Origin of the sequence: Pseudomonas sp. FP2338 (genome assembly GCF_030687515.1) — a bacterium.
GTDB lineage: Bacteria > Pseudomonadota > Gammaproteobacteria > Pseudomonadales > Pseudomonadaceae > Aquipseudomonas > Aquipseudomonas salomonii.
Genome location: NZ_CP117436.1, coordinates 6,283,378 through 6,308,134 on the forward strand (window position 1 = coordinate 6,283,378; position 24,757 = coordinate 6,308,134).

General features: G+C 61.0%; 24 protein-coding genes and 1 pseudogene. 18 read left to right on the forward strand and 7 right to left on the reverse strand.

Going from position 1 to position 24,757, the window contains the following annotated elements:
* Positions 1-80 precede the first annotated feature (80 nt).
* A complete protein-coding gene (locus tag PSH96_RS28630) occupies positions 81-1,673 on the forward strand; it encodes an ABC transporter substrate-binding protein (protein WP_305456627.1) in 1,593 nt (530 codons plus the stop codon).
* A gap of 113 nt (positions 1,674-1,786) precedes the next feature.
* Here the strand turns inward: PSH96_RS28630 and radC are convergent, their stop codons facing one another.
* Positions 1,787-2,461 carry a DNA repair protein RadC gene (gene radC, locus PSH96_RS28635; protein ID WP_056860832.1) on the reverse strand — a complete coding sequence of 225 codons (675 nt, stop codon included), beginning with the start codon at positions 2,459-2,461 and terminating at the stop codon, positions 1,787-1,789.
* A 143-nt stretch (positions 2,462-2,604) separates the two neighbouring features.
* Between radC and coaBC the strand changes: the two genes are divergently transcribed.
* From coaBC to argB, 4 genes and pseudogenes are all read left to right on the forward strand, one after another.
* Entirely contained in the window at positions 2,605-3,813 is a 1,209-nt protein-coding gene (coaBC, locus tag PSH96_RS28640; protein ID WP_043048060.1) for a bifunctional phosphopantothenoylcysteine decarboxylase/phosphopantothenate--cysteine ligase CoaBC, read from the forward strand.
* A gap of 5 nt (positions 3,814-3,818) precedes the next feature.
* A complete protein-coding gene (gene dut / locus PSH96_RS28645) occupies positions 3,819-4,274 on the forward strand; it encodes a dUTP diphosphatase (protein WP_056860833.1) in 456 nt (151 codons plus the stop codon).
* A gap of 240 nt (positions 4,275-4,514) precedes the next feature.
* Positions 4,515-5,936: pseudogene (locus PSH96_RS28650) on the forward strand (phosphomannomutase/phosphoglucomutase); the annotation flags it as partial.
* 19 nt (positions 5,937-5,955) lie between these two features.
* On the forward strand, positions 5,956-6,861 hold the full coding sequence (gene argB, locus PSH96_RS28655) for an acetylglutamate kinase (protein WP_015886532.1): 906 nt from the start codon (positions 5,956-5,958) through the stop codon (positions 6,859-6,861).
* 167 nt (positions 6,862-7,028) lie between these two features.
* Here the strand turns inward: argB and pyrE are convergent, their stop codons facing one another.
* Complete coding sequence (gene pyrE, locus PSH96_RS28660; RefSeq protein ID WP_305456631.1) at positions 7,029-7,673, reverse strand: orotate phosphoribosyltransferase; 645 nt, start codon at positions 7,671-7,673, stop codon at positions 7,029-7,031.
* Positions 7,674-7,755: 82 nt separating this feature from the next.
* On the opposite strand from pyrE, the gene PSH96_RS28665 reads away from it, so the two are divergent.
* Positions 7,756-8,535, forward strand: a complete 780-nt coding sequence (locus PSH96_RS28665; protein WP_003176915.1) for an exodeoxyribonuclease III — start codon at positions 7,756-7,758, stop codon at positions 8,533-8,535.
* A gap of 58 nt (positions 8,536-8,593) precedes the next feature.
* Here the strand turns inward: PSH96_RS28665 and PSH96_RS28670 are convergent, their stop codons facing one another.
* Both PSH96_RS28670 and rph read right to left on the reverse strand, forming a co-directional pair.
* Positions 8,594-8,962, reverse strand: a complete 369-nt coding sequence (locus PSH96_RS28670; RefSeq protein WP_056860835.1) for a DUF4870 domain-containing protein — start codon at positions 8,960-8,962, stop codon at positions 8,594-8,596.
* 22 nt (positions 8,963-8,984) lie between these two features.
* A complete protein-coding gene (gene rph / locus PSH96_RS28675; RefSeq protein ID WP_003213280.1) occupies positions 8,985-9,707 on the reverse strand; it encodes a ribonuclease PH in 723 nt (240 codons plus the stop codon).
* A gap of 219 nt (positions 9,708-9,926) precedes the next feature.
* Here rph and PSH96_RS28680 point away from each other — a divergent pair, with 219 nt between their 5' ends.
* The 6 genes from PSH96_RS28680 (at position 9,927) to PSH96_RS28705 (ending at position 15,223) form a co-directional block, all read left to right on the forward strand.
* Positions 9,927-10,790 carry a YicC/YloC family endoribonuclease gene (locus PSH96_RS28680; RefSeq protein ID WP_099550260.1) on the forward strand — a complete coding sequence of 288 codons (864 nt, stop codon included), beginning with the start codon at positions 9,927-9,929 and terminating at the stop codon, positions 10,788-10,790.
* 10 nt (positions 10,791-10,800) lie between these two features.
* A complete protein-coding gene (gene gmk, locus PSH96_RS28685) occupies positions 10,801-11,421 on the forward strand; it encodes a guanylate kinase (protein WP_065931902.1) in 621 nt (206 codons plus the stop codon).
* A 167-nt stretch (positions 11,422-11,588) separates the two neighbouring features.
* Positions 11,589-11,852, forward strand: coding sequence for a DNA-directed RNA polymerase subunit omega (gene rpoZ, locus PSH96_RS28690; protein WP_003176920.1), 264 nt, complete (start codon positions 11,589-11,591; stop codon positions 11,850-11,852).
* A gap of 60 nt (positions 11,853-11,912) precedes the next feature.
* A complete protein-coding gene (gene spoT / locus PSH96_RS28695) occupies positions 11,913-14,018 on the forward strand; it encodes a bifunctional GTP diphosphokinase/guanosine-3',5'-bis pyrophosphate 3'-pyrophosphohydrolase (RefSeq protein ID WP_056860838.1) in 2,106 nt (701 codons plus the stop codon).
* Between the two features lie 24 nt (positions 14,019-14,042).
* Positions 14,043-14,423 (forward strand): RidA family protein, encoded by a 381-nt coding sequence (locus tag PSH96_RS28700; RefSeq protein WP_003176922.1) that lies wholly within the window; start codon positions 14,043-14,045, stop codon positions 14,421-14,423.
* A gap of 56 nt (positions 14,424-14,479) precedes the next feature.
* Positions 14,480-15,223, forward strand: a complete 744-nt coding sequence (locus PSH96_RS28705) for a hypothetical protein (protein WP_065931903.1) — start codon at positions 14,480-14,482, stop codon at positions 15,221-15,223.
* A 107-nt stretch (positions 15,224-15,330) separates the two neighbouring features.
* Here the strand turns inward: PSH96_RS28705 and PSH96_RS28710 are convergent, their stop codons facing one another.
* Complete coding sequence (locus PSH96_RS28710) at positions 15,331-16,182, reverse strand: SDR family oxidoreductase (protein ID WP_305456632.1); 852 nt, start codon at positions 16,180-16,182, stop codon at positions 15,331-15,333.
* Positions 16,183-16,371: 189 nt separating this feature from the next.
* Here PSH96_RS28710 and exbB point away from each other — a divergent pair, with 189 nt between their 5' ends.
* From exbB to PSH96_RS28740, 6 genes are all read left to right on the forward strand, one after another.
* The gene (gene exbB / locus PSH96_RS28715; RefSeq protein ID WP_305456633.1) at positions 16,372-17,355 is read left to right on the forward strand and encodes a tonB-system energizer ExbB; all 984 of its coding nucleotides are present in this window, start codon (positions 16,372-16,374) and stop codon (positions 17,353-17,355) included.
* 6 nt (positions 17,356-17,361) lie between these two features.
* Positions 17,362-17,787: a TonB system transport protein ExbD gene (exbD, locus tag PSH96_RS28720; RefSeq protein WP_003195519.1), complete on the forward strand. Its 426-nt coding sequence runs from the start codon at positions 17,362-17,364 to the stop codon at positions 17,785-17,787.
* Positions 17,784-18,533 (forward strand): energy transducer TonB, encoded by a 750-nt coding sequence (locus PSH96_RS28725; protein WP_138813301.1) that lies wholly within the window; start codon positions 17,784-17,786, stop codon positions 18,531-18,533. Before exbD ends, PSH96_RS28725 begins: the two co-directional genes overlap by 4 nt.
* A gap of 181 nt (positions 18,534-18,714) precedes the next feature.
* Positions 18,715-19,635, forward strand: coding sequence for a hydrogen peroxide-inducible genes activator (locus PSH96_RS28730; RefSeq protein ID WP_015886540.1), 921 nt, complete (start codon positions 18,715-18,717; stop codon positions 19,633-19,635).
* A gap of 8 nt (positions 19,636-19,643) precedes the next feature.
* The gene (gene recG, locus PSH96_RS28735; RefSeq protein ID WP_056861049.1) at positions 19,644-21,719 is read left to right on the forward strand and encodes an ATP-dependent DNA helicase RecG; all 2,076 of its coding nucleotides are present in this window, start codon (positions 19,644-19,646) and stop codon (positions 21,717-21,719) included.
* Positions 21,720-21,796: 77 nt separating this feature from the next.
* A complete protein-coding gene (locus tag PSH96_RS28740) occupies positions 21,797-23,197 on the forward strand; it encodes an aminoacyl-tRNA deacylase and HDOD domain-containing protein (RefSeq protein ID WP_069787136.1) in 1,401 nt (466 codons plus the stop codon).
* 131 nt (positions 23,198-23,328) lie between these two features.
* Here PSH96_RS28740 and PSH96_RS28745 read toward each other — a convergent pair whose 3' ends face one another.
* Both PSH96_RS28745 and tagQ read right to left on the reverse strand, forming a co-directional pair.
* The gene (locus tag PSH96_RS28745) at positions 23,329-23,703 is read right to left on the reverse strand and encodes a hypothetical protein (RefSeq protein ID WP_010207528.1); all 375 of its coding nucleotides are present in this window, start codon (positions 23,701-23,703) and stop codon (positions 23,329-23,331) included.
* Between the two features lie 124 nt (positions 23,704-23,827).
* Positions 23,828-24,754, reverse strand: a complete 927-nt coding sequence (gene tagQ, locus PSH96_RS28750; RefSeq protein ID WP_305456634.1) for a type VI secretion system-associated lipoprotein TagQ — start codon at positions 24,752-24,754, stop codon at positions 23,828-23,830.
* Positions 24,755-24,757 lie beyond the last annotated feature (3 nt).

Genomic DNA, 24,757 nt, shown 5'->3' on the forward strand with positions numbered 1-24,757 from the left:
TTTATCAATCAGACCACTACGGTAGGCTTTTTCCAGACTGCACTCGCAGATGGGCCTTCGATCTGCAAAGGAAACCGAATATGCGCCTCGCTGCCCTACCCCTATTGCTCGCCCCTCTATTTATCGCGCCGCTGGCCTCTGCGGCCACTAATTTGAGCGTTTGCACCGAGGCCAGCCCCGAAGGGTTCGATGTGGTGCAGTACAACTCGCTGACCACCACCAATGCCTCGGCCGACGTGCTGATGAACCGCCTGGTGGACTACGACGCCACCGCCGGCAAACTGGTGCCGAGCCTGGCGGACAGCTGGGAAGTGTCGCCGGACGGCCTGGTGTACACCTTCAAGCTGCACCCTGACGTGAAATTCCACCGCACCGAGTATTTCACCCCAAGCCGCACCCTGACGGCCGAAGACGTGCGCTTCAGCTTTGAACGCATGCTCGACCCGGCCAACCCATGGCACAAGATCGCCCAGAGCGGCTTCCCCCATGCGCAGTCGCTGCAATTGCCCACACTGGTCAAGAAAATCGACGCCCTCGACCCATTGACCGTGCGCTTCACCCTGGATCACGCCGATTCCACCTTCCTCGCCGCGTTGAGCATGGGTTTTGCCTCGATCTACCCGGCCGAATACGCCGACAAGCTGCTCAAGGCCGGCACGCCCGAAAAACTCAACAGCCAGCCAATCGGCACCGGCCCTTTCGTGTTTGTACGGTTCCAGAAAGACGCCGTGGTCCGCTATAAAGCCAACCCGGATTACTTTGCCGGCAAACCGGCTGTGGATAACTTGATCTTCGCCATCACCCCGGATGCCAACGTGCGCCTGCAAAAGCTGCACCGCGATGAATGCCAGATCGCCCTGTCACCCAAGCCACTGGATGTGGGTGAGGCCGAGAAAGACCCCGCGCTCAAAGTAGAAAAAAACCCGGCCTTCATGACCGCATTCGTCGCGATCAACAGCCAGCACCCGCCGCTGGACAAGCCCGAAGTGCGCCAGGCGATCAACCTGGCTTTCGACAAAGGCAGCTACCTCAAGGCCGTATTTGAAGGCACCGCCGAAGCGGCCAATGGCATTTACCCACCCAATACCTGGAGCTACGCCAAGGACTTGCCGGGTTATCCACAGGACATCGCCAAGGCCAAAACGCTGCTGGAAAGAGCCGGACTCAAGAATGGCTTCAAGACCACGATCTGGACTCGCCCCACCGGCAGCCTGCTGAACCCCAACCCCAACCTCGGCGCTCAGTTGCTGCAAGCAGACCTGGCCAAGGTCGGCATCCAGGCCGAGATTCGCGTGATCGAGTGGGGCGAACTGATCCGCCGCGCCAAAGCCGGCGAACATGACCTGTTGTTCATGGGCTGGGCCGGTGACAACGGCGACCCGGATAACTTCCTCACCCCGCAGTTCTCGTGCGCAGCGGTAAAATCCGGCACCAACTTCGCCCGCTACTGCGACCCGACCCTGGACAAGCTGATCAGCGCCGGCAAGACCACCAGTGAACAAGGTGTGCGCAGCAAGCTCTACCAACAGGCCCAGGCACAGATTCAGCAGCAGGCCCTGTGGCTGCCATTGGCGCACCCCACTGCGTTCGCTCTGGCACGCAAGAATATCAATGGCTATCAGGTGAGCCCATTTGGGCGCCAGGACTTCTCCAAGGTCAGCGTCAAGCCCTAAGCCCTAAGCCCTAAGCCCTAAGCCCTAAGCTGCAAGCGTCAAGCTGCAAGCTGCAAGCTGCAAGCTGCAAGCCGCTTGAGGCTTGCAGCTTCAACCTTGCAGCTGCTCCCATCCTACAACCACCCGTATTCCGCCATCGACAGCGGGTCGCCATCGCCCACGATGATGTGGTCGAGCACCCGCACATCCACCGATTCCAAAGCCTTCTGCAATATTTTGGTTAATTTTCGATCAGCCGCACTCGGCTCGACGCTCCCGGAGGGATGGTTATGGCACAGGATCAGCGCCGCCGCGTTGTAAGCAAGCGCGCGCTTGACCACTTGTCGCGGATAAACGATAGCCGTGTCGATGGTGCCCTCAAACAGCGCCTCAAAGCCCAGCACCCGGTGCTTTGAGTCAAGGAACAGGCAGCCAAATATCTCGTGGGGCTCGTGGCGCAGCAACGCCTTGAGGTACTCACGTACGGCCAGCGGGCTTTCCAGTACCGAGTCGTCACGCAAGCGTTCGGCCATATGCCGCCGAGACATTTCCAGCACCGCCTGCAACTGGGCAAACTTCGCCGGCCCCAGCCCCAAGTGCTGGCTGAACAGCGTCTGGCTGGCCTCCAACAGCGGGCGCAGGCCACCGAATTGCGCCAATAGATGGCGCGCCAGGTCGACTGCGCTTCTGCCGGAAACCCCGGTACGCAGGAAGATCGCCAACAACTCGGCATCCGACAGACTCGCCGCGCCCCATTCCAAAAGCTTCTCCCGTGGGCGTTCCGCCACAGGCCAATCGCGAATACTCATCCCACCTCCCTCTGCACGCGCGCCGCTGTTGCCTGGCGGTCGCTGTGTTATCTTAAGCCCTCTTTTTTGCATGTGATTTCCCCTGGGGAGGGGGCATCGCAGGCGTCACTGAACTGGCATCACTGAACTGGAAAGGCAAACCAATGCAGCGTCTGTATCGGAAACGCATCGTTCTCGGCGTCGGCGGCGGCATTGCCGCCTACAAGAGCGCAGAACTGGTTCGCAGGCTCCTGGACCAGGGCGCCGAAGTGCGCGTGGTCATGACCCGTGGTGGCAGTGAGTTCATCACCCCGCTGACCATGCAGGCCCTGTCTGGCCACCCGGTTCACCTGGACCTGCTGGACCCGGCGGCCGAAGCCGCCATGGGCCACATCGAACTGGCCAAATGGGCCGACCTGGTGTTGATCGCCCCGGCCACCGCCGACCTGATCGCCCGCCTGGCCCAAGGCATTGCCGATGACCTGCTGACCACTCTGGTATTGGCCACCGACGCCACCGTCGCCATCGCACCGGCCATGAACCAGGCCATGTGGCGCGACCCGGCCACCCAGGCCAACACCCAACTCCTGCAAAGCCGTGGCCTTAAAGTGTTTGGCCCGGCGTCCGGCAGCCAGGCCTGCGGCGACGTCGGCATGGGCCGCATGCTTGAGGCCACCGACCTCGCGCAGTGCGCCGCCGAGTGCTTTCAGCACCTGGCTCTCACGGGCAAACATGTGCTGATTACCGCCGGCCCGACCCAGGAAAACATCGACCCGGTGCGTTACATCACCAACCATAGCTCAGGAAAAATGGGCTTTGCCTTGGCGGAAGCTGCGGTCGAGGCAGGCGCACGCGTCACCTTGATCACCGGCCCGGTGCACTTGCCGACCCCCGATCGCGTCACGCGAATCGACGTAGTCAGCGCCCGGGACATGCTGGCGGCCTGTGAAGCGGCCATTCCCTGCGACCTGTTTATCGCCTCGGCAGCGGTTGCAGACTACCGCCCGGAGGTTGTCGCCCCGCAAAAGCTTAAGAAGGACCCTACAAGCGGCGACGGCCTGCTCCTGCAAATGGTGCGCAACCCGGACATCCTGGCCACCATCGCCACGCGCCCGGACCGCCCGTTCAGCGTCGGTTTCGCCGCCGAAACCGAGCACTTGCTGGACTACGCCGCACGCAAGTTGAAAGACAAAAACCTCGACTTGATCGTTGCCAATGATGTCGCCAACCCGAGCATCGGCTTCAACAGCGAGGAAAACGCCTGCAGCGTGATCGACCGCGAGCTGCACGCCACCCTTTTCGCCCAGACCAGCAAGGGCAAGATTGCCCGCCAGCTGATCTCATTTATCGCCCAACGGCTGAACCAGGTTTAATTTACATGCACGCTTTGCAAGCCAAGATTCTCGACCCCCGCATCGGCAACGAATTTCCTCTGCCGGCCTACGCCACTCCAGGCTCCGCCGGCCTGGACCTGCGCGCCATGCTCAAGCAAGACACCGTGCTGGAGCCGGGCCAGACAATCCTGATTCCTACCGGCCTGTCGATCTACGTCGGCGACCCAGGCCTGGCGGCATTGATCCTGCCGCGCTCCGGCCTGGGCCACAAACATGGCATCGTGCTGGGCAACCTCGTAGGCCTGATCGATTCGGACTATCAGGGCGAATTGATGGTGTCGTGCTGGAACCGTGGCAACACCGCGTTCAACATCGCTGTCGGCGAGCGCATCGCCCAGTTGGTGCTGGTACCGGTGGTACAGGCACACTTCGAACTGGTGCAGGAGTTCGACGAAACTCAGCGCGGCGCAGGTGGTTTTGGGCATTCCGGCAGCCACTGACTAAGCTGAACCTTGCCGGACGCATTTGTCCGGCAAGACGCCACCGCATGGCTATTCAGGATGAAGAATGTGCGGATTTATTCAGCGAGATTTCCGTAATGAAATCAATGTATTACGCATTCTCAGAAAGTGCATCGACACGCCGATGGCATTTTTGCACCACGAACTCTCTGCCGAAAACACCGTCATACCCTTCAGTTTGAGCCTGCCGGTCAGCCACTTTAAGGCCAGCTTTGCCCCCTTCAGATGGAGTTCACCCCCGCGATGAGTACCGCAGCCCGAGTAGCCCCGACATTCCCCGACAGCATCTTCCGCGCCTACGACATTCGTGGCGTGGTGCCCAAGACCCTGACCGCCGAAACCGCCTACTGGATCGGCCGCGCCATCGGTGCCCAGAGCCTGGCCCAGGGCGAGCCTAATGTTTCGGTAGGCCGTGATGGCCGCTTGTCCGGCCCGGAGCTGGTGGAACAACTGATCCAGGGCCTCGCCGACAGCGGTTGCCACGTCAGCGACGTCGGCCTGGTGCCGACACCGGCGCTGTACTACGCGGCCAACGTACTGGCCGGCAAGTCCGGGGTGATGCTCACCGGCAGCCATAACCCGTCGGACTACAACGGCTTCAAGATCGTGATCGCCGGTGACACCCTGGCCAACGAACAGATTCAGGCCCTGCACGATCGCCTCAAGACCAACGATCTGACCAGCGGCAAAGGCAGTGTCACCAAAGTCGACATTCTGCAACGCTACTCTGACCAGATCACCGGCGACGTCAAACTCGCACGCCGCCTGAAAGTGGTGGTGGACTGCGGCAACGGCGCGGCGGGCGTGATCGCTCCGCAACTGCTCGAAGCCCTCAACTGTGAAGTGATCCCGCTGTTCTGCGACGTCGACGGCAACTTCCCCAACCATCACCCGGACCCAGGCAAGCCTGAAAACCTGGTGGACTTGATCGCCAAGGTCAAGGAAACCGGCGCCGACGTGGGCCTGGCTTTTGACGGTGACGGCGACCGTGTTGGCGTGGTGACCAACACCGGCGAAAACGTGTTCGCCGACCGCCTGCTGATGCTGTTTGCCCGTGATGTGGTGGCGCGCAACGCCAACGCCGAAATCATCTTCGACGTGAAGTGCACCCGCCGCCTCACGCCGTTGATCAAGGAATATGGCGGTCGCCCGCTAATGTGGAAGACCGGTCATTCGTTGATCAAAAAGAAAATGAAGGAAACCGGCGCACTGTTGGCCGGTGAAATGAGCGGCCACGTGTTCTTCAAAGAGCGCTGGTTCGGTTTTGACGACGGCATTTACAGCGCCGCCCGTCTGCTGGAGATCCTCAGCAAGGAAAAATCCACGGCGCAGGAGCTGTTTCAGACCTTCCCGAACGATATTTCTACGCCAGAGATCAATATACATGTGACCGAGGAGAGCAAATTCAGCATCATTGACGCACTGCACGATGCGCAATGGGGCGAAGGCGCCAACCTGACCACCATTGATGGTGTGCGAGTCGATTACGCCAAAGGCTGGGGCCTGGTTCGCGCTTCCAACACCACGCCGGTGCTGGTCCTGCGCTTCGAGGCGGATACCGAGGCTGAGTTGCAGCGCATCAAGGACGTGTTCCACGCCCAGTTGAAACGTGTTGCCCCTGATCTCCAATTACCGTTCTGATTTTTTACCGGAGCCCTGAATGACCCTCGAACGCGAAGCCGCTGCCAATACTGCCAAGGTCCTGTCCGAAGCGTTGCCTTACATTCGACGCTACGTCGGCAAGACGCTGGTGATCAAGTACGGCGGCAATGCCATGGAAAGCGACGAGCTGAAAACCGGTTTTGCCCGCGACATCGTGTTGATGAAAGCCGTGGGGATCAACCCGGTGGTCGTCCACGGTGGCGGCCCGCAAATCGGTGACCTGCTCAAGCGCTTGTCGATCGAGAGCCACTTCATCGATGGCATGCGCGTCACTGACGCGCAGACCATGGACGTGGTGGAAATGGTCCTGGGTGGCCAGGTCAATAAGGACATCGTCAACCTGATCAACCGCCACGGCGGCAGCGCCATCGGCCTGACCGGCAAGGACGCGGAGCTGATCCGTGCGAAAAAACTGACGGTGACCCGCCAGACGCCGGAAATGACCCAGCCGGAAATCATCGACATCGGCCAGGTAGGCGAAGTGATCGGCATCAACACCGACTTGCTCAACCTGTTGGTCAAGGGCGATTTCATCCCGGTGATCGCGCCAATCGGCGTGGGCGCCAATGGTGAGTCCTACAACATCAACGCCGATCTGGTGGCCGGTAAAGTGGCTGAAGCGCTGAAAGCCGAGAAGCTGATGCTGCTGACCAACATCGCCGGCCTGATGGACAAGGAAGGCAAGGTGTTGACCGGTTTGACCACTCAACAAGTGGACGAGCTGATCGCCGATGGCACCATCTACGGCGGCATGCTGCCCAAAATCCGTTGCGCGCTGGAAGCCGTGCAAGGCGGCGTGGGCAGCTCGCTGATCCTGGATGGCCGCGTGCCGAATGCGATCCTGCTGGAAATCTTCACCGATACCGGTGTGGGCACGCTGATCAGCAACCGCAAGCGTCCTTAAACGCTGAAAACAAAAGGCCCCGCTCAATCCAATTGAGCGGGGCCTTTTTTGTTTTCACAGTTCCAATGTGGGAGCTGGCTTGCCTGCGATGACGGCGGCACATTCAAAAAATGCGCCGCCTGACACACCGCTATCGCGGGCAAGCCCGCTCCCACAGGTGTTCCGTGTCAGACGCCGAACTGCTCGCGGTACGCGCGCACCGCCGGCAAATGCTGCTTAAGCTGCGCGTCATCTTCCAGGTATTGCAGCACCTGGTTCAGCGACACGATGCTCACCACCGGAATGCCGAAATCACGCTCCACTTCCTGGATTGCCGACAACTCTCCGTTGCCGCGCTCCTGGCGGTTCAGCGCGATCAGCACGCCGGCGGCCTTGGCGCCTTCCTGGGAAGCGATGATCTGCATCACTTCACGGATGGCGGTACCGGCGGTGATCACGTCATCGATGATCAGCACGTCGCCCTTGAGCGGGGCACCGACCAGGCTGCCACCTTCGCCATGGGCCTTGGCCTCTTTGCGGTTGAAGCACCATGGCAAATCCAGCTCATGATGTTCAGCCAAAGCCACCGCCGTAGCGGCCGCCAAAGGGATGCCCTTGTAGGCTGGGCCAAACAGCACGTCGAAGGAAATACCGCTGTCGACGATGGCTGCCGCATAGTAACGACCCAGCTGAGCCAGGGCCGAACCCGAGTTGAACAAGCCTGCATTGAAGAAGTAAGGGCTGGTGCGCCCGGACTTCAACGTGAACTCACCGAAGCGTAAAACGCCGCGATCGATGGCAAAACGAATGAAATCGCGTTGATACGCCTGCATGAAAAAAGCCTCAGATACCACGGATTTAGCTAATTAGGTAGACGGCGTGTATCATACACGCACGCGATTTTTGGGGCCATTTATGCGGATCATCAGTGTGAACGTCAATGGTATTCAGGCTGCAGTCGAGCGTGGTTTGCTCAGTTGGCTGCAAGCACAGAATGCCGACGTCATCTGCCTGCAGGACACCCGCGCCTCCGCCTTTGAACTGGACGACCCAGCCTTCCAACTGGATGGCTACTTCCTTTATGCCTGTGATGCCGAAGTCCCTGCCCAAGGTGGCGTGGCTCTGTACTCACGGTTGCAACCCAAGGCGGTCATCAGCGGCCTCGGCTTCGAGACAGCCGACCGCTACGGGCGCTACCTGCAAGCCGATTTCGACAAGGTCAGCATCGCGACCTTGCTGCTCCCTTCGGGGCAGAACGGCGATGAAGACTTGAACCAGAAGTTCAAGCTAATGGACGATTTCGCCCGTTATCTGGATAAACAGCGACGCAAACGTCGCGAGTACATTTACTGTGGCTCGCTGTACGTGGCGCAACAGAAGCTGGATATCAAGAACTGGCGCGACAGCCAGCAATCCCCGGGTTTCCTGGCGCCGGAACGGGCCTGGATGGACGAGATTGTCGGCAACATGGGCTATGTGGATGCCCTGCGCGAAGTCAGCCGTGAAGGCGACCAGTACAGCTGGTGGCCGGATAACGAACAGGCCGAGATGCTCAACCTGGGCTGGCGTTTCGACTACCAGTTGCTGACCCCGGGTCTGCGCCGGTTCGTTCGCAGCGCACGCCTGCCGCGCCAGCCGCGCTTCTCGCAGCATGCGCCGCTGATCGTGGACTACGACTGGACACTGACCATCTAAGGTCTTTTTCCAGGCACAAAAAAACCGACATCGCTGTCGGTTTTTTTGTGCCTGCTCATTATTTGACCACTCGCCAGGTCAAGGGGTAGCGATAGGCAATCCCCTTGTTGGCCTTGATGCTGCCGATGATCGTCAGCACCACCGTGGCAATGGCCAGGGCGACCATCAGGAAAAACCCGATCACCGCGAAGGCCAGCACGATGCACACCATCCAGGCGATGGCCACGGTGATCTGGAAGTTCAGGGCTTCCTTGCCCTGATCGTCAATGAACGGGTCCACTTCCTTCTTCATCTGCCACAGGATCAGCGGCCCCACGACACTGCCGAAGGGGAACACAAACCCCAGAAACGCCGCGAGATGACACAACATGGCTCCCTGGCGCACTTCGTAGGAAGGCGTAGGTACAGGCATCTGGCTGTCATTCATGGCGCTTCTCCTTGAGGCAGGCTCAGTCGGCCAGGGCGGCGTTCTGCAGTTCGAAGATTTCGGTCATGCCTTTCTGGGCCAGGGCGAGCATGGCGTTCAGGTCGGCCGGCTGGAATGGCGCGCCTTCAGCGGTGCCCTGCACTTCGATGAAACCACCGGTGCTGGTCATCACCACGTTCAGGTCAGTCTCGGCAGCCGAGTCTTCCAGGTAGTCCAGGTCCAGCACAGGCTCGCCCTGATACATGCCAACCGACACGGCAGCGATCATCTGCTTGAGCGGGTCGCCGCCTTTGAGGCCGCCGCGCTTCTTGATCACTTTAAGCGCATCAACCAGGGCCACCATGGCGCCAGTGATGGAGGCGGTGCGAGTGCCGCCGTCCGCCTGGATTACGTCGCAGTCGACGTACAGGGTCACGTCGCCCAGCTTGGACATGTCCAGGGCGGCGCGCAGCGAGCGGCCGATAAGGCGCTGGATTTCGAGGGTGCGGCCGCCTTGCTTGCCACGGCTGGCTTCACGCTGATTACGCTCGCCGGTGGCGCGCGGCAGCATGCCGTATTCGGCAGTCAACCAACCCTGGCCCTGACCCTTGAGGAAACGCGGCACGCCGTTTTCGACGCTGACGGTGCAAATCACCTTGGTATCGCCAAACTCGACCAGTACAGATCCCTCGGCGTGTTTGGTGTAGTTGCGGGTGATGCGGATCGAGCGGAGCTGATCGGCAGCGCGACCACTTGGACGTTTCATAGGGGATACCTGTACGAAGGACGAAAAACTGCCGAGCATTATAGAGCCGCGAACCGTTTCGGGGCACTTCTAAAAAATTCGGTTACGAATGTTCAGACTAATGCCCATTGTTTGGGCGCACTCACCCCACTGCGCTACAATCCTGCGCCTTCGCAGCCTGTCGGCTTCAAAATTTACTCATCAGCCCGCATTTACGGGTCTGCATCGCGAGGTACTTCCATGGTGCACAGCATGACCGCCTTCGCCCGCGTCGAAAAAGCCGGCGCCCAGGGCACCCTGAGCTGGGAACTGCGCTCGGTCAACAGCCGCTACCTGGAGCCGCACCTGCGCCTGCCGGAATCATTTCGTGACCTCGAAGGCGCCGTGCGTGAAGCGTTGCGCCAGGGTATCTCGCGGGGCAAGCTGGAATGCACCCTGCGTTTTACCGAAGAAACCACCGGCAAGCCGCTGCAGGTCGACCGTGACCGCGCCGCGCAACTGGTAGCCGCCGCCGAAACCATCGCCGGCCTGATCAAACAGCCTGCTGCGCTGAACCCGCTGGAAGTGCTGGCCTGGCCCGGCGTGCTGGTGGCTGACGCCACCGACCCGCAAGCCCTGAACGCCGAAGCCCTCGCGCTGTTCACCCAGGGATTGAAAGAGCTCAAGGCCGGCCGCGAGCGCGAAGGCGCCGAACTGGCCCGCCTGATCAATGAGCGCCTGACTTCGATCGAAGAAGACGTGGTCACCCTGCGCGAGCTGGTGCCGCAAATGCTCGCTACCCAGCGTCAAAAGGTTCTGGACCGCTTCACCGACATGAAGGCCGACCTCGACCCCGTGCGCCTGGAGCAGGAAATGGTGCTGCTGGCGCAAAAAAGCGACGTGGCCGAAGAACTCGACCGCCTGAGCACCCACATCCTTGAAGTGCGCCGCGTGCTCAAATCAGCGGGTGCCGCCGGTCGGCGCCTGGACTTCCTGATGCAGGAACTCAACCGCGAAGCCAATACACTGGGCTCCAAGGCGTTTGATCCGCGCAGCACCACGGCTGCGGTCAACCTCAAAGTGTTGATCGAGCAGATGCGCGAACAAGTACAGAATATTGAGTAAGGCAACTTCCATGACCCACAGCACCGGCACCCTTTACATCATTTCCGCCCCTTCGGGCGCGGGCAAGAGCAGCCTGGTCAAAGCCTTGACCGACGCCGACGAGCACATCCGCATCTCGGTCTCGCACACCACCCGCGCCATGCGCCCAGGTGAAGTGAACGGCGTGCACTATCACTTCGTCGAGCGCACCGAATTCGTCAAGATGATCGAACACGGCGACTTCCTGGAGCGCGCCGAAGTGTTCGGCAACCTTTATGGCACCTCGCAAAGCCACCTGCAGCAGACGCTGGACGAAGGCCACGACCTGATCCTGGAAATCGACTGGCAGGGCGCCGAACAAGTGCGCCAGCTGATGCCCAAAGCGCGTTCGATCTTCATCCTGCCGCCGTCTTTGGAGGCGTTGCACCAGCGTCTGACCAACCGTGGCCAGGACAGCGACGAGATCATCGAAGGCCGCATGCGCGAAGCTGTCAGCGAAATGAGCCACTACGTCGACTACGACTACCTGATCATCAACGACGATTTTGCCCACGCACTGGATGATTTGAAGGCGATTTTCCGCACCAATCAGCTCCAGCAAAAGCGTCAACAGCAGCGTTTTGGCAAATTACTGGCTGAACTGCTCGGTTGATTGGCTCTTCCCAAAACCGCTGCAAGGGCTTTACATTGGCACTTGTAGCGGTTTTGCGAGGGCGCGGGAAAAATCAGCGCTTCCCTAAACGCTGGTGATTTTTTAAACTGTTTAGTCCGCTCGCCCAACCGGGCAGCGCGCATCTTGCATTCGCTCCGAGGAATACCATGGCCCGCGTAACCGTTGAAGACTGCCTAGAACACGTGGATAACCGCTTTGAGCTGGTCATGCTCTCTACCAAGCGTGCCCGTCAACTGGCCACCGGCGGCAAAGAGCCCCTGGTCCAGTGGGAAAACGACAAGCCTACCGTTGTAGCCCTGCGTGAAATCGCTGAAGGCCTGATGAGCTACGAGTTCATCGCCAACGCTGAAATCGTTGAAGACGAACCGCTGTTTGCAGCGTTCGAGGACGAGTCCAACGAGGCCGTCTAAGCCTATGCCTGGTCGACGTAGCACGGCGCGGGGTCACAGCCAACGGCAGGAGTTCATACTTTGCCGAGCATAGACGCCCTCGCCGATCGCTTATCGGCCTACCTCGGCCCAGACCAGGTCAACCTGGTCCGCCGAGCGTATTTCTACGCCGAACAAGCCCACGACGGCCAACGCCGCCGAAGCGGTGAGGCGTATGTCACGCATCCTCTTGCGGTGGCAAATATTCTTGCCGACATGCACATGGACCATCAGAGCCTGATGGCCGCGATGCTGCATGACGTAATCGAAGACACCGGCATCGCCAAGGAAGCGCTCAGCGCGCAATTTGGTGAAACCGTGGCCGAACTGGTCGACGGGGTCAGCAAACTGACCCAGATGAACTTCGAGACCAAGGCCGAAGCCCAGGCAGAAAACTTCCAGAAAATGGCCATGGCCATGGCGCGGGATATCCGTGTGATTCTGGTCAAGCTGGCCGACCGGCTGCACAACATGCGCACGCTGGAAGTGCTGTCCGGCGAAAAACGCCGGCGCATCGCCAAGGAAACCCTGGAAATCTACGCGCCCATCGCCAATCGGCTGGGCATGCATGCCATTCGTATCGAATTCGAAGACCTCGGCTTCAAGGCCATGCACCCGATGCGCTCGGCGCGCATCTACCAGGCGGTCAAGCGCGCACGGGGCAACCGCAAGGAAATCGTCAACAAGATCGAAGAGTCGCTGAGCCACTGCCTGGCGATCGACGAGATTGAAGGCGAAGTCAGCGGCCGGCAGAAGCACATCTACGGCATCTACAAGAAGATGCGCGGCAAGCGCCGGGCCTTCAACGAGATCATGGATGTATACGCGTTCCGGATCATCGTCGACAAGGTCGACACCTGCTACCGCGTGCTGGGCGCTGTGCATAATCTGTACAAACCCCTGCCGGGGCGCTTCAAGGACTACATCGCCATTCCCAAGGCCAACGGCTATCAGTCGCTGCATACCACGCTGTTCGGTATGCACGGGGTACCGATCGAGATCCAGATCCGTACGCGGGAAATGGAAGAGATGGCCAACAATGGCATCGCCGCCCACTGGCTGTACAAGTCCAGCGGTGACGAACAGCCAAAAGGCACTCACGCCCGTGCTCGCCAGTGGGTCAAAGGCGTGCTGGAAATGCAGCAACGTGCCGGCAACTCCCTGGAATTTATCGAAAGCGTGAAGATCGACCTGTTCCCGGACGAGGTCTACGTATTCACACCCAAAGGCCGAATCATGGAGCTGCCCAAAGGCTCCACGGCGGTCGACTTTGCCTACGCGGTGCACACCGACGTGGGCAACAGCTGCATTGCCTGCCGGATCAACCGTCGCCTCGCGCCGCTGTCCGAACCGCTGCAAAGCGGCTCCACAGTCGAGATTGTCAGTGCACCCGGCGCGCGCCCGAACCCGGCCTGGCTCAACTTCGTGGTTACCGGTAAAGCGCGGACACACATCCGCCACGCCCTGAAGTTGCAACGCCGCTCCGAATCCATCAGCCTCGGCGAACGCCTGCTGAACAAGGTCCTCAACGGTTTCGACAGCGCCCTGGACAAGATCCCGGCCGAGCGCGTCCAAGCGATGCTCCACGAGTACCGCCAGGAAACCATCGAGGACCTGCTGGAAGATATCGGCCTGGGCAACCGCATGGCCTATGTAGTCGCACGACGCTTGCTCGGCGAAGGCGAACAGTTGCCAAGCCCGGAAGGCCCGCTGGCGATTCGCGGCACCGAAGGCCTGGTACTCAGCTACGCCAAATGCTGTACGCCGATCCCGGGCGACCCGATTGTCGGCCACCTGTCGGCGGGCAAAGGCATGGTGGTGCACCTGGACAACTGCCGCAATATCACCGAAATCCGCCACAACCCGGAGAAATGTATCCAGCTCTCCTGGGCCAAGGATGTCACCGGCGAATTCAACGTCGAGCTGCGTGTAGAGCTGGAGCATCAGCGTGGCCTGATCGCCTTGCTGGCCAGTAGCGTCAACGCGGCTGACGGCAATATCGAAAAAATCAGCATGGATGAACGCGATGGCCGCATCAGCGTGGTCCAGTTGGTGGTCAGCGTGCACGACCGCGTGCACCTGGCCCGCGTGATCAAGAAACTGCGCGCCCTGACCGGAGTGATCCGCATCACCCGCATGCGTGCATAGCCCCTCTCTTACAAGGAGCAACTCATGACCAAGACTGTTATCACCAGCGACAAAGCCCCGGCCGCCATCGGCACTTACTCCCAGGCGATCAAGGCGGGCAACACCGTCTACATGTCCGGCCAGATTCCGCTGGACCCAAAAACCATGGAACTGGTTGAAGGCTTCGAAGCACAAACCGTACAAGTCTTCGAAAACCTGAAATCCGTAGCCGAAGCCGCCGGTGGTTCGTTCAAGGACATCGTCAAGTTGAACATCTTCCTCACCGACCTGAGCCACTTCGCCAAGGTCAACGAGATCATGGGCAAGTACTTCGAACAGCCCTACCCAGCCCGCGCCGCCATCGGTGTTGCCGCCCTGCCAAAGGGCGCACAGGTTGAGATGGACGCGATCCTGGTCATCGAATAAAACACCCGGCGCAGCCTCAACAGGCTGCGCCGACTTCGTTTCAGAAGGATTTCATGATGCGCAAAGCGCTTGTAGCCACTTCGTTGCTCGCCCTGTTGCTCGGCGGCTGCGCCAGCAACCCCGCCGACCTGGATGTGAGTGGCACCTGGATCAACCAGGCCGCCATCAACGCGGCAGCCAAGGGCGGCCCTTTGCGTGAAGCGTTGCAGAGTTTTGGCCCGAACCTCGAATGGGAGGTCAACACCAAGGCTTTGCAGGCGCGCTACTACAACGGCTTTGAAGTCGCTGAAGGCAAGTTGCTCGGCGATAAATCCGGCGCCTGGAGCGTCGAGTTCTATGGCAGCTCCGCCACCGAACTCAAGCGCAAAGGCAAACAACTGCTGCAAGTGGCCAACGATAACGAGCCCGAGCAACTGTTCGCCCGTGCCAAGGATCCCGCTCCGGAAGGTGCGCCACTGGGTGCCAACTTCGAGCGGGCGCTGTATGCGGCCTACATGGGCGGCGACTGGAAGATTACCGACGGCAACGGCAGCGGCTCCACGGTGCAGTTCCAGGCCGACGGCAAGGTCGCCGGCTTGCCAGGCGTCGATCGCTACTCGCTGTGCCTGGCTGGCGACTGCGCCTCCATGAGCGGCGGCTACGACAGTATCTGGCTGCAATTGAACGGCCAGGGCAACCCATGGATCTTCGCGCGCAAAGGCAAGCAACTGGAAATCTTCCAGGCGATCAACACCGCCCTGGCCGACGAAGTGCCGCAGTTCACGCCCGGCCCGCGCCAATGGCTGCTTGAGAAGAAATAGAACCAAAGGTGGGAGCTGGCTTGCCTGCGATGACGGTGGTTCAGTCGAGATAGATGTCGACTGATACTTCGCTATCGCAGGCAAGCCAGCTCCCACATTTTTTTGTTTCAGCCCTTGAGAATCGCAGCATACCCTTCACGATAAGTCGGATAGGTAGGTACCCAACCCAACGCCTTGGCCCGGGCGTTGCTGCATTGCTTGCTGCCTGCACGTCTTACACTGGCGTCATCCGCCCACTCCGTCACGCCCAGGTACTCGCGCAACCAGCCCACCACCTCCGCCAATGGCGCTGGGGCATCGTCGACACCGATGTAGATTTTTTCCAGCGAGCCGCCCTGCTCAATATGGCGTAGCAAAAAGGCCAGCAAACCCGCCGCGTCATCGGCGTGAATCCGGTTGCCATACAAAGGTGGATCGATTGCCACGCGATAGCCTTGGCGCACCTGGGTCAGCAGCCATTCACGGCCAGGACCGTAAATACCGGTCAAACGCACGATGCTCGCCGGGATGCCGCTGTTGAGAGCCACTTGCTCGGCTTCCAACATAACCTGGCCGGAATAGCCTTTCGCTTGGGTCTCGGAGGTTTCGTCGACCCATTCACCATTCTGCTGGCCGTACACGCTGCTGCTGGACACAAACAGCAAGTGTTTGGGCGCTTGGCCGTAGTCGTTCAGCCACTCCAACACATGCTGCAACCCTTGCACGTATGCCGCGCGATACCCGGCTTCATCGTGGTCGGTGGCGGCTGCGCAATACACCAGGTAATCCACTGCGCCGATCGGCCAGGTCTCAGGGCAATCCTTTTTGAACAGGTCGCCGGCAATACCGATCACGCCATCGGGGAGCTTTGAAATATCACGGCGCAGGCCGTGAACCTCCCATTCCGAGGCCAGCAATTGGCTAGCCAGCCGACTACCCACATCGCCGCAACCGGCAATCACAACAGAAGGCGCAGACATCATAAAACTCCGTTCTTAAAGGTCTAGATTAGCCTTCGCAGATGACGAGCGGCCAGAAAAAGGACAAATAAAGTAACTGTATTACTTCTGTTAACAAGAATTACTTGCAATAATAACCGCCCATTTGTCCTCGACCCCCAAGGGTCTGGCAGGACGATCACTCCATTTTTTCTCTCAGGTCCGGCCAGCATGACACGTAATACAAAACCCGCTTCGCCAACCAAGCTTCACAGCCCATCCCGCGCCTGGCGTGCGATCGCTGCGCTGCTGTTCAGCGTACTGCTGGCACCGACCGCCGCCTTCGCTGATGCCACCGCCCCAACCGCACCGGCTGCTGCCGAGCACACGGGCGCAACGCCTGCCGCTCCTGTGGCTGCACCGGTTGCCACCGACCCGGCCCAGGCTGCAGGCGACGCTGCACCTGCCGACGAAACCGGTGTAGTGCTGGAAGAAGACAACAGCCTGGGCATGGCCCATGACCTGTCGCCGTGGGGCATGTACCAGAACGCTGACGTGGTGGTAAAAGCCGTGATGATCGGCCTGGCCATCGCCTCGATCATCACCTGGACCATCTGGATCGCCAAGGGCTTCGAGCTGCTGGGCGCCAAGCGCCGCCTGCGCACTGAAATCGTCCACCTGAAAAAAGCCACCACCCTCAAGGAAGCCAGCGACAGTGCGATCAAGAAGGGCACCCTGGCCAACCTGCTGGTACACGATGCACTGGAAGAAATGCGCCTGTCGGTCAACACCCGCGAAAAAGAAGGCATCAAGGAGCGCGTCAGCTTCCGCCTCGAACGCCTGGTTGCAGCCTGTGGCCGTAACATGAGCAGCGGCACCGGCGTACTCGCCACCATCGGTTCCACCGCACCGTTTGTCGGCCTGTTCGGCACCGTGTGGGGCATCATGAACAGCTTTATCGGCATCGCCAAAACCCAGACCACCAACCTCGCCGTCGTCGCCCCCGGCATTGCCGAAGCACTGCTGGCAACCGCCCTGGGCCTGGTTGCCGCGATTCCCGCGGTGGTGATCTACAACGTCTTCGCCCGTTCGATTGCCGGCTACAAGGCCCAGGTATCGGACGCGTCGGCAGAAGTCCTGCTGCTGGTCAGCCGCGACCTCGATCACCTGCCTACCGAGCGCAGCTCGCAACCGCACATGGTGAAAGTGGGGTAATCGGCCATGGGCCTGCATTTGAATCAAGGCGACGACGAACTCGTCGAGAACCACGAGATCAACGTCACGCCGTTTATCGACGTAATGCTCGTGCTGCTGATCATCTTCATGGTGGCCGCGCCGCTGGCGACCGTGGATATCAAGGTCGACCTGCCCGCGTCCAGCGCCAAGCCTGCGCCGCGGCCGGAGAAGCCGATTTTCCTCAGCGTCAAGGCAGACCAGCGTCTGTTCCTGGGCGAAGAAGAAGTCAAAGCTGAAACCCTGGGCCCGGTGCTCGACGCCAAGACCCAGGGCAAAAAAGACACGACGATCTTCTTCCAGGCCGACAAAGGCGTGGACTACGGCGACCTGATGAGCGTGATGGATGCGCTGCGCGCAGCCGGCTACCTCAAGGTAGGCCTGGTCGGACTTGAGACGGCAGCCAAGAAATGATCACGACGCGCCACAAACTGACGCGTTATGGCACCAGCCTCGCCGTCGTGCTGGGCGTGCATGCCGTCGCGATCATCATCGCGCTCCAATGGTCCGCGCCGCATCCGGTAACGTTGCCACCGGCGGCCATGGTCATCGACCTGGCGCCGATGCCTGCACCGCCGCCGCCGGCGCCGCCCAAGGTTGTCACGCCGCCGCAGCCGCCTGCCCCCGTGGAAGAATTGCCCCTGCCAAAACTGGCCGAGGCACCTAAACCAACGATCCAGGTGCCCAAGCCGGTCAAGCCAAAACCGAAACCTCAGCCGCCCAAGCCGGTGGAGAAGAAGCCCGAGCCGCCCAAGGAAAAACCTTCCGAAGAGCCGCCGAGCGAATCGCCACAGAACAATGCGCCGGCTGAAAAGTCCGCCCAGCCGGTTCCGGGCCCGTCGCCACAACAGATCGCAGCCAAAGCGTCCTGGGAAGGCACCCTGCTGGCGCACTTGCAGAAGTACAAGAAGTACCCGCCAGGTGCCCAACAGCGCGGCAAGGAAGGCTTGAACCGCCTGCGCTTTGTGGTCGATGCCGAAGGCAACGTGCTGTCCTACGAGTTGGTGGGCCGCTCCGGCAACGCCGATCTGGACCGTGCGACCCTGGACATGATCCGTCGTGCCCAGCCTCTGCCCAAGCCACCGGCCGATATGTTGAAAGGCGGCAGCGTCGAAATCGTCGCGCCGTTCGTTTACAACATCGAGAAGCGCCGCCGGTAAGCGGCAAACGGGAGCTGGCTTGTGTGGGAGCCAGCTCCCACACAAGCCAGCTTCCACATTTGGTTTCATCGTTTCAGCAAAATCCTCGACATTCCCCGCTCAATCCCCATCAAAGTTCTGATAACGTGCGTCTATCGATTGCAGCCGGTATGCTTGGCCCGCAACCTCATGGACGCCCGCTATGACTCTTACAGAATTACGCTACATCGTGACCCTCGCCCAAGAGCAGCACTTCGGCCACGCGGCCGAGCGTTGCCATGTCAGCCAGCCGACGCTGTCGGTGGGTGTGAAAAAGCTTGAAGACGAACTCGGTGTGCTGATTTTCGAGCGCAGCAAGAGCGCCGTGCGCCTCACGCCAGTGGGCGAAGGCATCGTCGCCCAGGCCCAAAAGGTGCTGGAACAAGCCCAAAGCATTCGCGAGCTGGCCCAGGCCGGCAAGAACCAGCTGACCGCGCCACTCAAAGTCGGCGCCATCTACACCGTCGGCCCGTACCTGTTCCCGCACCTGATTCCGCAACTGCACCGCGTTGCGCCGCAGATGCCGCTGTATATCGAAGAAAACTTCACCCACGTACTGCGCGACAAACTGCGCAACGGTGAGCTGGACGCGATCATCATCGCCCTGCCGTTCAACGAAGCAGACGTGCTGACCCTGCCGCTCTACGACGAGCCGTTCTACGTGCTGATGCCTGCCTCCCACCCGTGGACGCAGAAAGACACCATCGACGCCGGCCTGCTCAACGACAAGAGCCTGTTGCTGCTGGGCGAAGGCCACTGCTTCCGCGACCAGGTACTGGAAGCCTGCCCGACCCTGACCAAGGGCAACGACGGCGCCAAACACACCACCGTGGAATCCAGCTCCCTGGAAACCATCCGGCACATGGTCGCGTCCGGCCTGGGCATTTCGATTCTGCCGCTGTCGGCGGTGGACAGCCATCACTACGCTCCCGGCGTGATCGAAGTGCGCCCTCTCACGCCGCCGGTGCCGTTCCGTACCGTGGCGATTGCCTGGCGCGCGAGCTTCCCACGCCCGAAAGCCATTGAGATCCTGGCCGACTCGATCCGCCTGTGCTCGGTGGCCAAGCCGCCTGCTGCGAGCTAAGCAAACGTATGACTGAGCTGTCGCAGGTATCGGTGACGGCACTTAAAGGTGTCGGTGAAGCCATGGCCGAGAAGCTGGCCAAGGTCGGCCTGGAAAACCTCCAGGACGTGCTGTTCCACCTGCCCCTGCGTTATCAGGACCGCACACGCGTGGTGCCCATCGGCCACTTGCGCCCTGGGCAGGATGCGGTGGTCGAAGGCACGGTCAGCGGCGCCGACGTGGTCATGGGCAAGCGCCGCAGTTTAGTCGTGCGCCTGCAGGACGGCACCGGTGGCCTGAGCCTGCGCTTCTACCATTTCAGCAACGCGCAAAAGGACGGCCTCAAGCGTGGCACCCGCGTGCGTTGCTATGGCGAAGCGCGCCCCGGCGCATCGGGCCTGGAGATCTATCACCCGGAATACCGCGCCATCACCGGTGACGAACCTCCACCGGTCGACACCACGCTCACACCGATCTACCCGCTCACTGAAGGCCTGACCCAGCAACGCCTGCGCCAGCTGTGCATGCAGACACTGACGATGCTCGGCCCCAAAAGCCTGCCCGATTGGCTGCCTCTGGAGCTGGCTCGCGACTATCAACTGGCACCGCTGGACGATGCGATCCGCTACCTGCACCACCCGCCAGCCGACGCCGATGTGGATGAGCTCGCACTGGGCCATCACTGGGCTCAGCATCGCCTGGCCTTCGAAGAACTGCTGACGCACCAACTGTCCCAGCAGCGCCTGCGCGAAAGCATGCGCTCTCTGCGCGCGCCGGCGATGCCCAAGGCTACGCGGCTGCCTGCGCAATACCTGGCGAACCTTGGCTTTGCACCCACCGGCGCGCAGCAACGTGTGGGCAATGAAATCGCCTACGACCTCAGCCAGCATGAGCCGATGCTGCGGCTGATCCAGGGCGATGTGGGCGCGGGCAAGACCGTGGTCGCCGCCCTCGCCGCCTTGCAGGCATTGGAAGCCGGTTACCAGGTGGCGTTGATGGCGCCCACTGAAATCCTCGCCGAACAGCACTTCATCACCTTCAAGCGCTGGCTCGAACCCTTGGGCCTGGAAGTGGCGTGGCTGGCCGGCAAGCTCAAGGGCAAGACCCGCGCCGCCGCCCTGGAGCAGATCGCCGGTGGCGCGCCGATGGTGGTGGGCACCCACGCGTTGTTCCAGGACGAAGTGCAGTTCAAGAACCTGGCACTGGTGATCATCGACGAGCAGCACCGCTTCGGCGTGCAGCAGCGTCTCGCGTTACGCCAGAAAGGCGTGGGCGGGCGCATGAACCCGCACCAGTTGATCATGACCGCCACGCCGATCCCGCGCACCCTGGCGATGAGCGCCTACGCCGACCTCGACACCTCGATCCTCGATGAGCTGCCGCCAGGCCGCACCCCGGTCAACACCGTGCTGGTCACCGACACGCGCCGCGTCGAAGTGATCGAGCGCGTGCGCGGCGCCTGCGCCGAAGGCCGTCAGGCTTACTGGGTGTGCACGCTGATCGAAGAGTCCGAAGAACTGACCTGCCAGGCCGCCGAGACCACGTTTGAAGACCTTACCAGCGCCCTGGGCGAGCTGAAGGTCGGGCTGATCCACGGGCGCATGAAGCCTGCGGAAAAAGCTGCGGTGATGGCCGAGTTCAAAGCTGGCAACCTGCAACTGTTGGTGGCCACCACGGTGATTGAAGTCGGCGTGGACGTGCCCAACGCCAGCCTGATGATCATCGAGAACCCCGAACGCCTGGGCCTGGCCCAACTGCACCAATTGCGCGGCCGTGTCGGCCGGGGCAGCGCCGCCAGCCACTGCGTGCTGCTGTACCACCCACCGCTGTCACAGATCGGCCGTCAGCGTCTGGGCATCATGCGCGAAACCAACGACGGTTTTGTCATCGCCGAAAAAGACCTCGAACTGCGCGGCCCCGGTGAAATGCTCGGCACCCGCCAGACCGGCCTGTTGCAATTCAAGGTCGCCGACCTGATGCGTGATGCCGACCTGCTGCCTGCCGTGCGTGATGCGGCGCAAGCGCTGCTGGAGCGTTGGCCCGAGCATGTCAGCCCCTTGCTGGATCGCTGGCTCAGGCATGGGCAGCAATACGGCCAAGTGTGACGCCTGACTCACTTATCCAACCAACAGATGTATCAAGCTGGTTATACTTCGGTGACTGTACGAAATTGGATCAGGCCATGTCAGAAGTCGCCCTCGCCACAGCCCCACTGACCGCCCCACCGGTCATTCGGGCTCTGCTCGCAAAGCTCGCCATCCCTTACACGGAAGTGACCGAACACGCCGGCCTGAATCCCGCACAAAAGGTCCAGGCGGTGCTGCTGGAAGATGCCGTGGGCGCACTCATGGTGCTGTTCCCGCAGAGCCAGCTACTCGACCTCAACCGCCTGGCTGAACTCACCGGCCGCCGCCTCACGGCCGTGTCGCCGGACCGCATCGAGCGCATGCTGGCCAAGCACGACTTGAGCCTGTTGCCGGGCCTGCCGGCGCTGACCAGTTCGCCATGCCTGTATGAAGGCAGCCTGCTCAGCGAGCCAAGCCTGTTGGTGCACTCCGGTGAAGCCGGGCTGCTGCTGGAAATCGCCAGCAGCGATTTCAAGAGCATGCTCACCAAGGCCAGCGCCGGGCACTTCGGCGAGCCGCTGAGCAACATCCGCCCCAACCTCGACCGCCCAAATGATGACCGCGAGGAAATCACCCAGGCGATGCAAGCGTTCACTGCACGCCGAATCCAGCAGCGTCTGGAAGCGACCATCGAAATTCCGCCACTGGCCGACACCGCGCAAAAAATCATCAAGCTGCGCGTGGACCCCAACGCCACCATCGATGACATCACCAGCGTTGTCGAAACCGACCCGGCCCTCGCCGCCCAAGTGGTGAGTTGGGCGGCATCGCCGTACTATGCCTCACCGGGCAAGATTCGTTCAGTGGAAGACGCCATCGTCCGTGTGTTGGGCTTTGATCTGGTGATCAACCTGGCGCTGGGCCTGGCCCTGGGTAAAACCCTGAGCCTGCCAAAGGACCATCCGCACCAGTCCACGCCATACTGGCACCAGTCGATCTACACCGCCGCCGTGATCGAAGGCCTGACCCGCGCCATGCCCCGCGCCCAGCGCCCGGAAGCCGGCCTGACTTACCTGGCAGGCCTGCTGCACAACTTCGGTTACCTGCTGCTGGCCCATGTGTTCCCGCCACACTTCTCGCTGATCTGCCGTCATCTGGAGGTCAACCCGCACCTGTGTCACAGCTATGTCGAGCAGCATCTGCTGGGCATCAGCCGCGAGCAGATCGGCGCCTGGCTGATGCGCTACTGGGACATGCCGGACGAACTGTCCACCGCCCTGCGCTTCCAGCACGACCCGACCTATGACGGGCAATACGCCGAATACCCGAACCTGGTGTGCCTGGCCGTGCGCCTGCTGCGCAGTCGGGGGATTGGCTCCGGGCCGGATGAAGCGATTCCGGATGCGCTGCTTGAGCGTCTGGGCCTAAGCCGGGAAAAGGCTGAGGAAGTGGTCGGCAAAGTACTGGATGCGGAAGTGCTGTTGCGCGAGCTGGCGTCTCAGTTCAGCCAGGGATAAATCTGTCGCCTGCTTCATAGCTTTCGCAGGCAAGCCAACTCCCACAGTTGACCGAGTTCCAACGTTGGAATGCAGTCAACTGTGGGAGCTGGCTTGCCTGCGATGAATCCAACTCGGACTGCCTGAAAGACCTACTTCTTTTTCTTCGGCTTCAAATACTTGGTCAGCCCCTGGAACCAGATCACCAGTGCAGGGTTGCCTTTGATCTGGATCGACTTGTCCTGGATCCCCGTCATGAACGCCAGTTGCTTGTTTTTCGCCTGCATCGTGGCGAAGCCGTAGGCGGCATCCTTAAAGGCAATGGCAAACGCGGGCGACGGGTGAACACCTGAGCGGCTGGTGATGCGCTGGTCTTTGACGATGAAGTGACGGGCAACTTTGCCGTCGAGGGTCTGCAACTGGAACGCCAGGTCTTTGTCACCCAGCTGTTGCTGAAAGGCAGGATTGGTGCGGCTGGCTTTGCCCATCATCAGGCCCAGCACCCACAGCAGAAGACGAAATTTCATGCACACAGCCTCAGTGTATTTATTAAGTGGCCGCAGCAGTGTAACGATTTACCGGCAGAACGCCACCGATCTCGCGCTTTAGCAGGAGATCGGCAGGCGTTTAACGCTTATAGCAACATGTTGCTTATACGTTAGGGCACGGCACTGGCGCCCAGTCGGCCAGGTTCGGATCGCGGCAGGTGCCTTCGATCTGCGCCTTACCGGCGCTGGCGACCTGCTTGCTTTCAGCCTGCTTGGTTTGCACGGTCTGAATGCTCTTCTCGGTGGTCACCGCTTCTTTCGGCACGGTTGGCAGCACCGGTTTTTTGGCGACTTTGGCAGGCGTCTTGCCCTTCTTCGCCGGCACCACCTGCTGCGTCGTGTCGGCCTGGGCCACGGTCACCACGTCAGCACGCTGCACACCCACTTGTTTCAGGTCTTGCTCGTAGGCCTGGGTGTAGTTGTTCAAGTCTTCGCTGGCCTTGCCGTTCACCGCAACGATCAGGTCATTGGACTCTTTCAAGCCAGCCACGATTTCCGCCAGGCGCTTGCGGCCTTCGGTGTCGTTGACGGCCTTGGCCTTGCGGTCGGCCACCAGCTTGGTGAACGCGCTCTGGTAGCACTGCTGGGATGCCTTGGCATACGCGGTGCTGCGGTCGATGTCAGAGGCGCTCTTGTTGAAGTCGGTGGAGTACGACGCGATGCGCTGGTTGTCATCGGTGATCTGCTTCTGACGCTCGGTGTAATAACCTGCTGCGCCACCCGCCAGGGCACCGCCCGCCGCACCGATGGCGGCATTACGGCCGCGCTTTTCGGAGTCGCCGGTCAACGCCCCCAGCAATGCACCGCCGGCTGCGCCCAGGGCGGCACCCGTCACGACCGATTTGGTCATGTTCGAGTCAGTTGCACGCAGGTGCTGCACCGGCTCGTAGCAGTTGGGGTAGTACTCGACCTTGGTGCTCGACGCGACCTTGGAGGCCGGCGACGTGGCGCAACCGGTCAACACGGTGCTGAAACCGGCTGCGATCAGCAGCAGGTGACGCTTGGAAACCGCCTTACGGGAAAAAAGCATAGG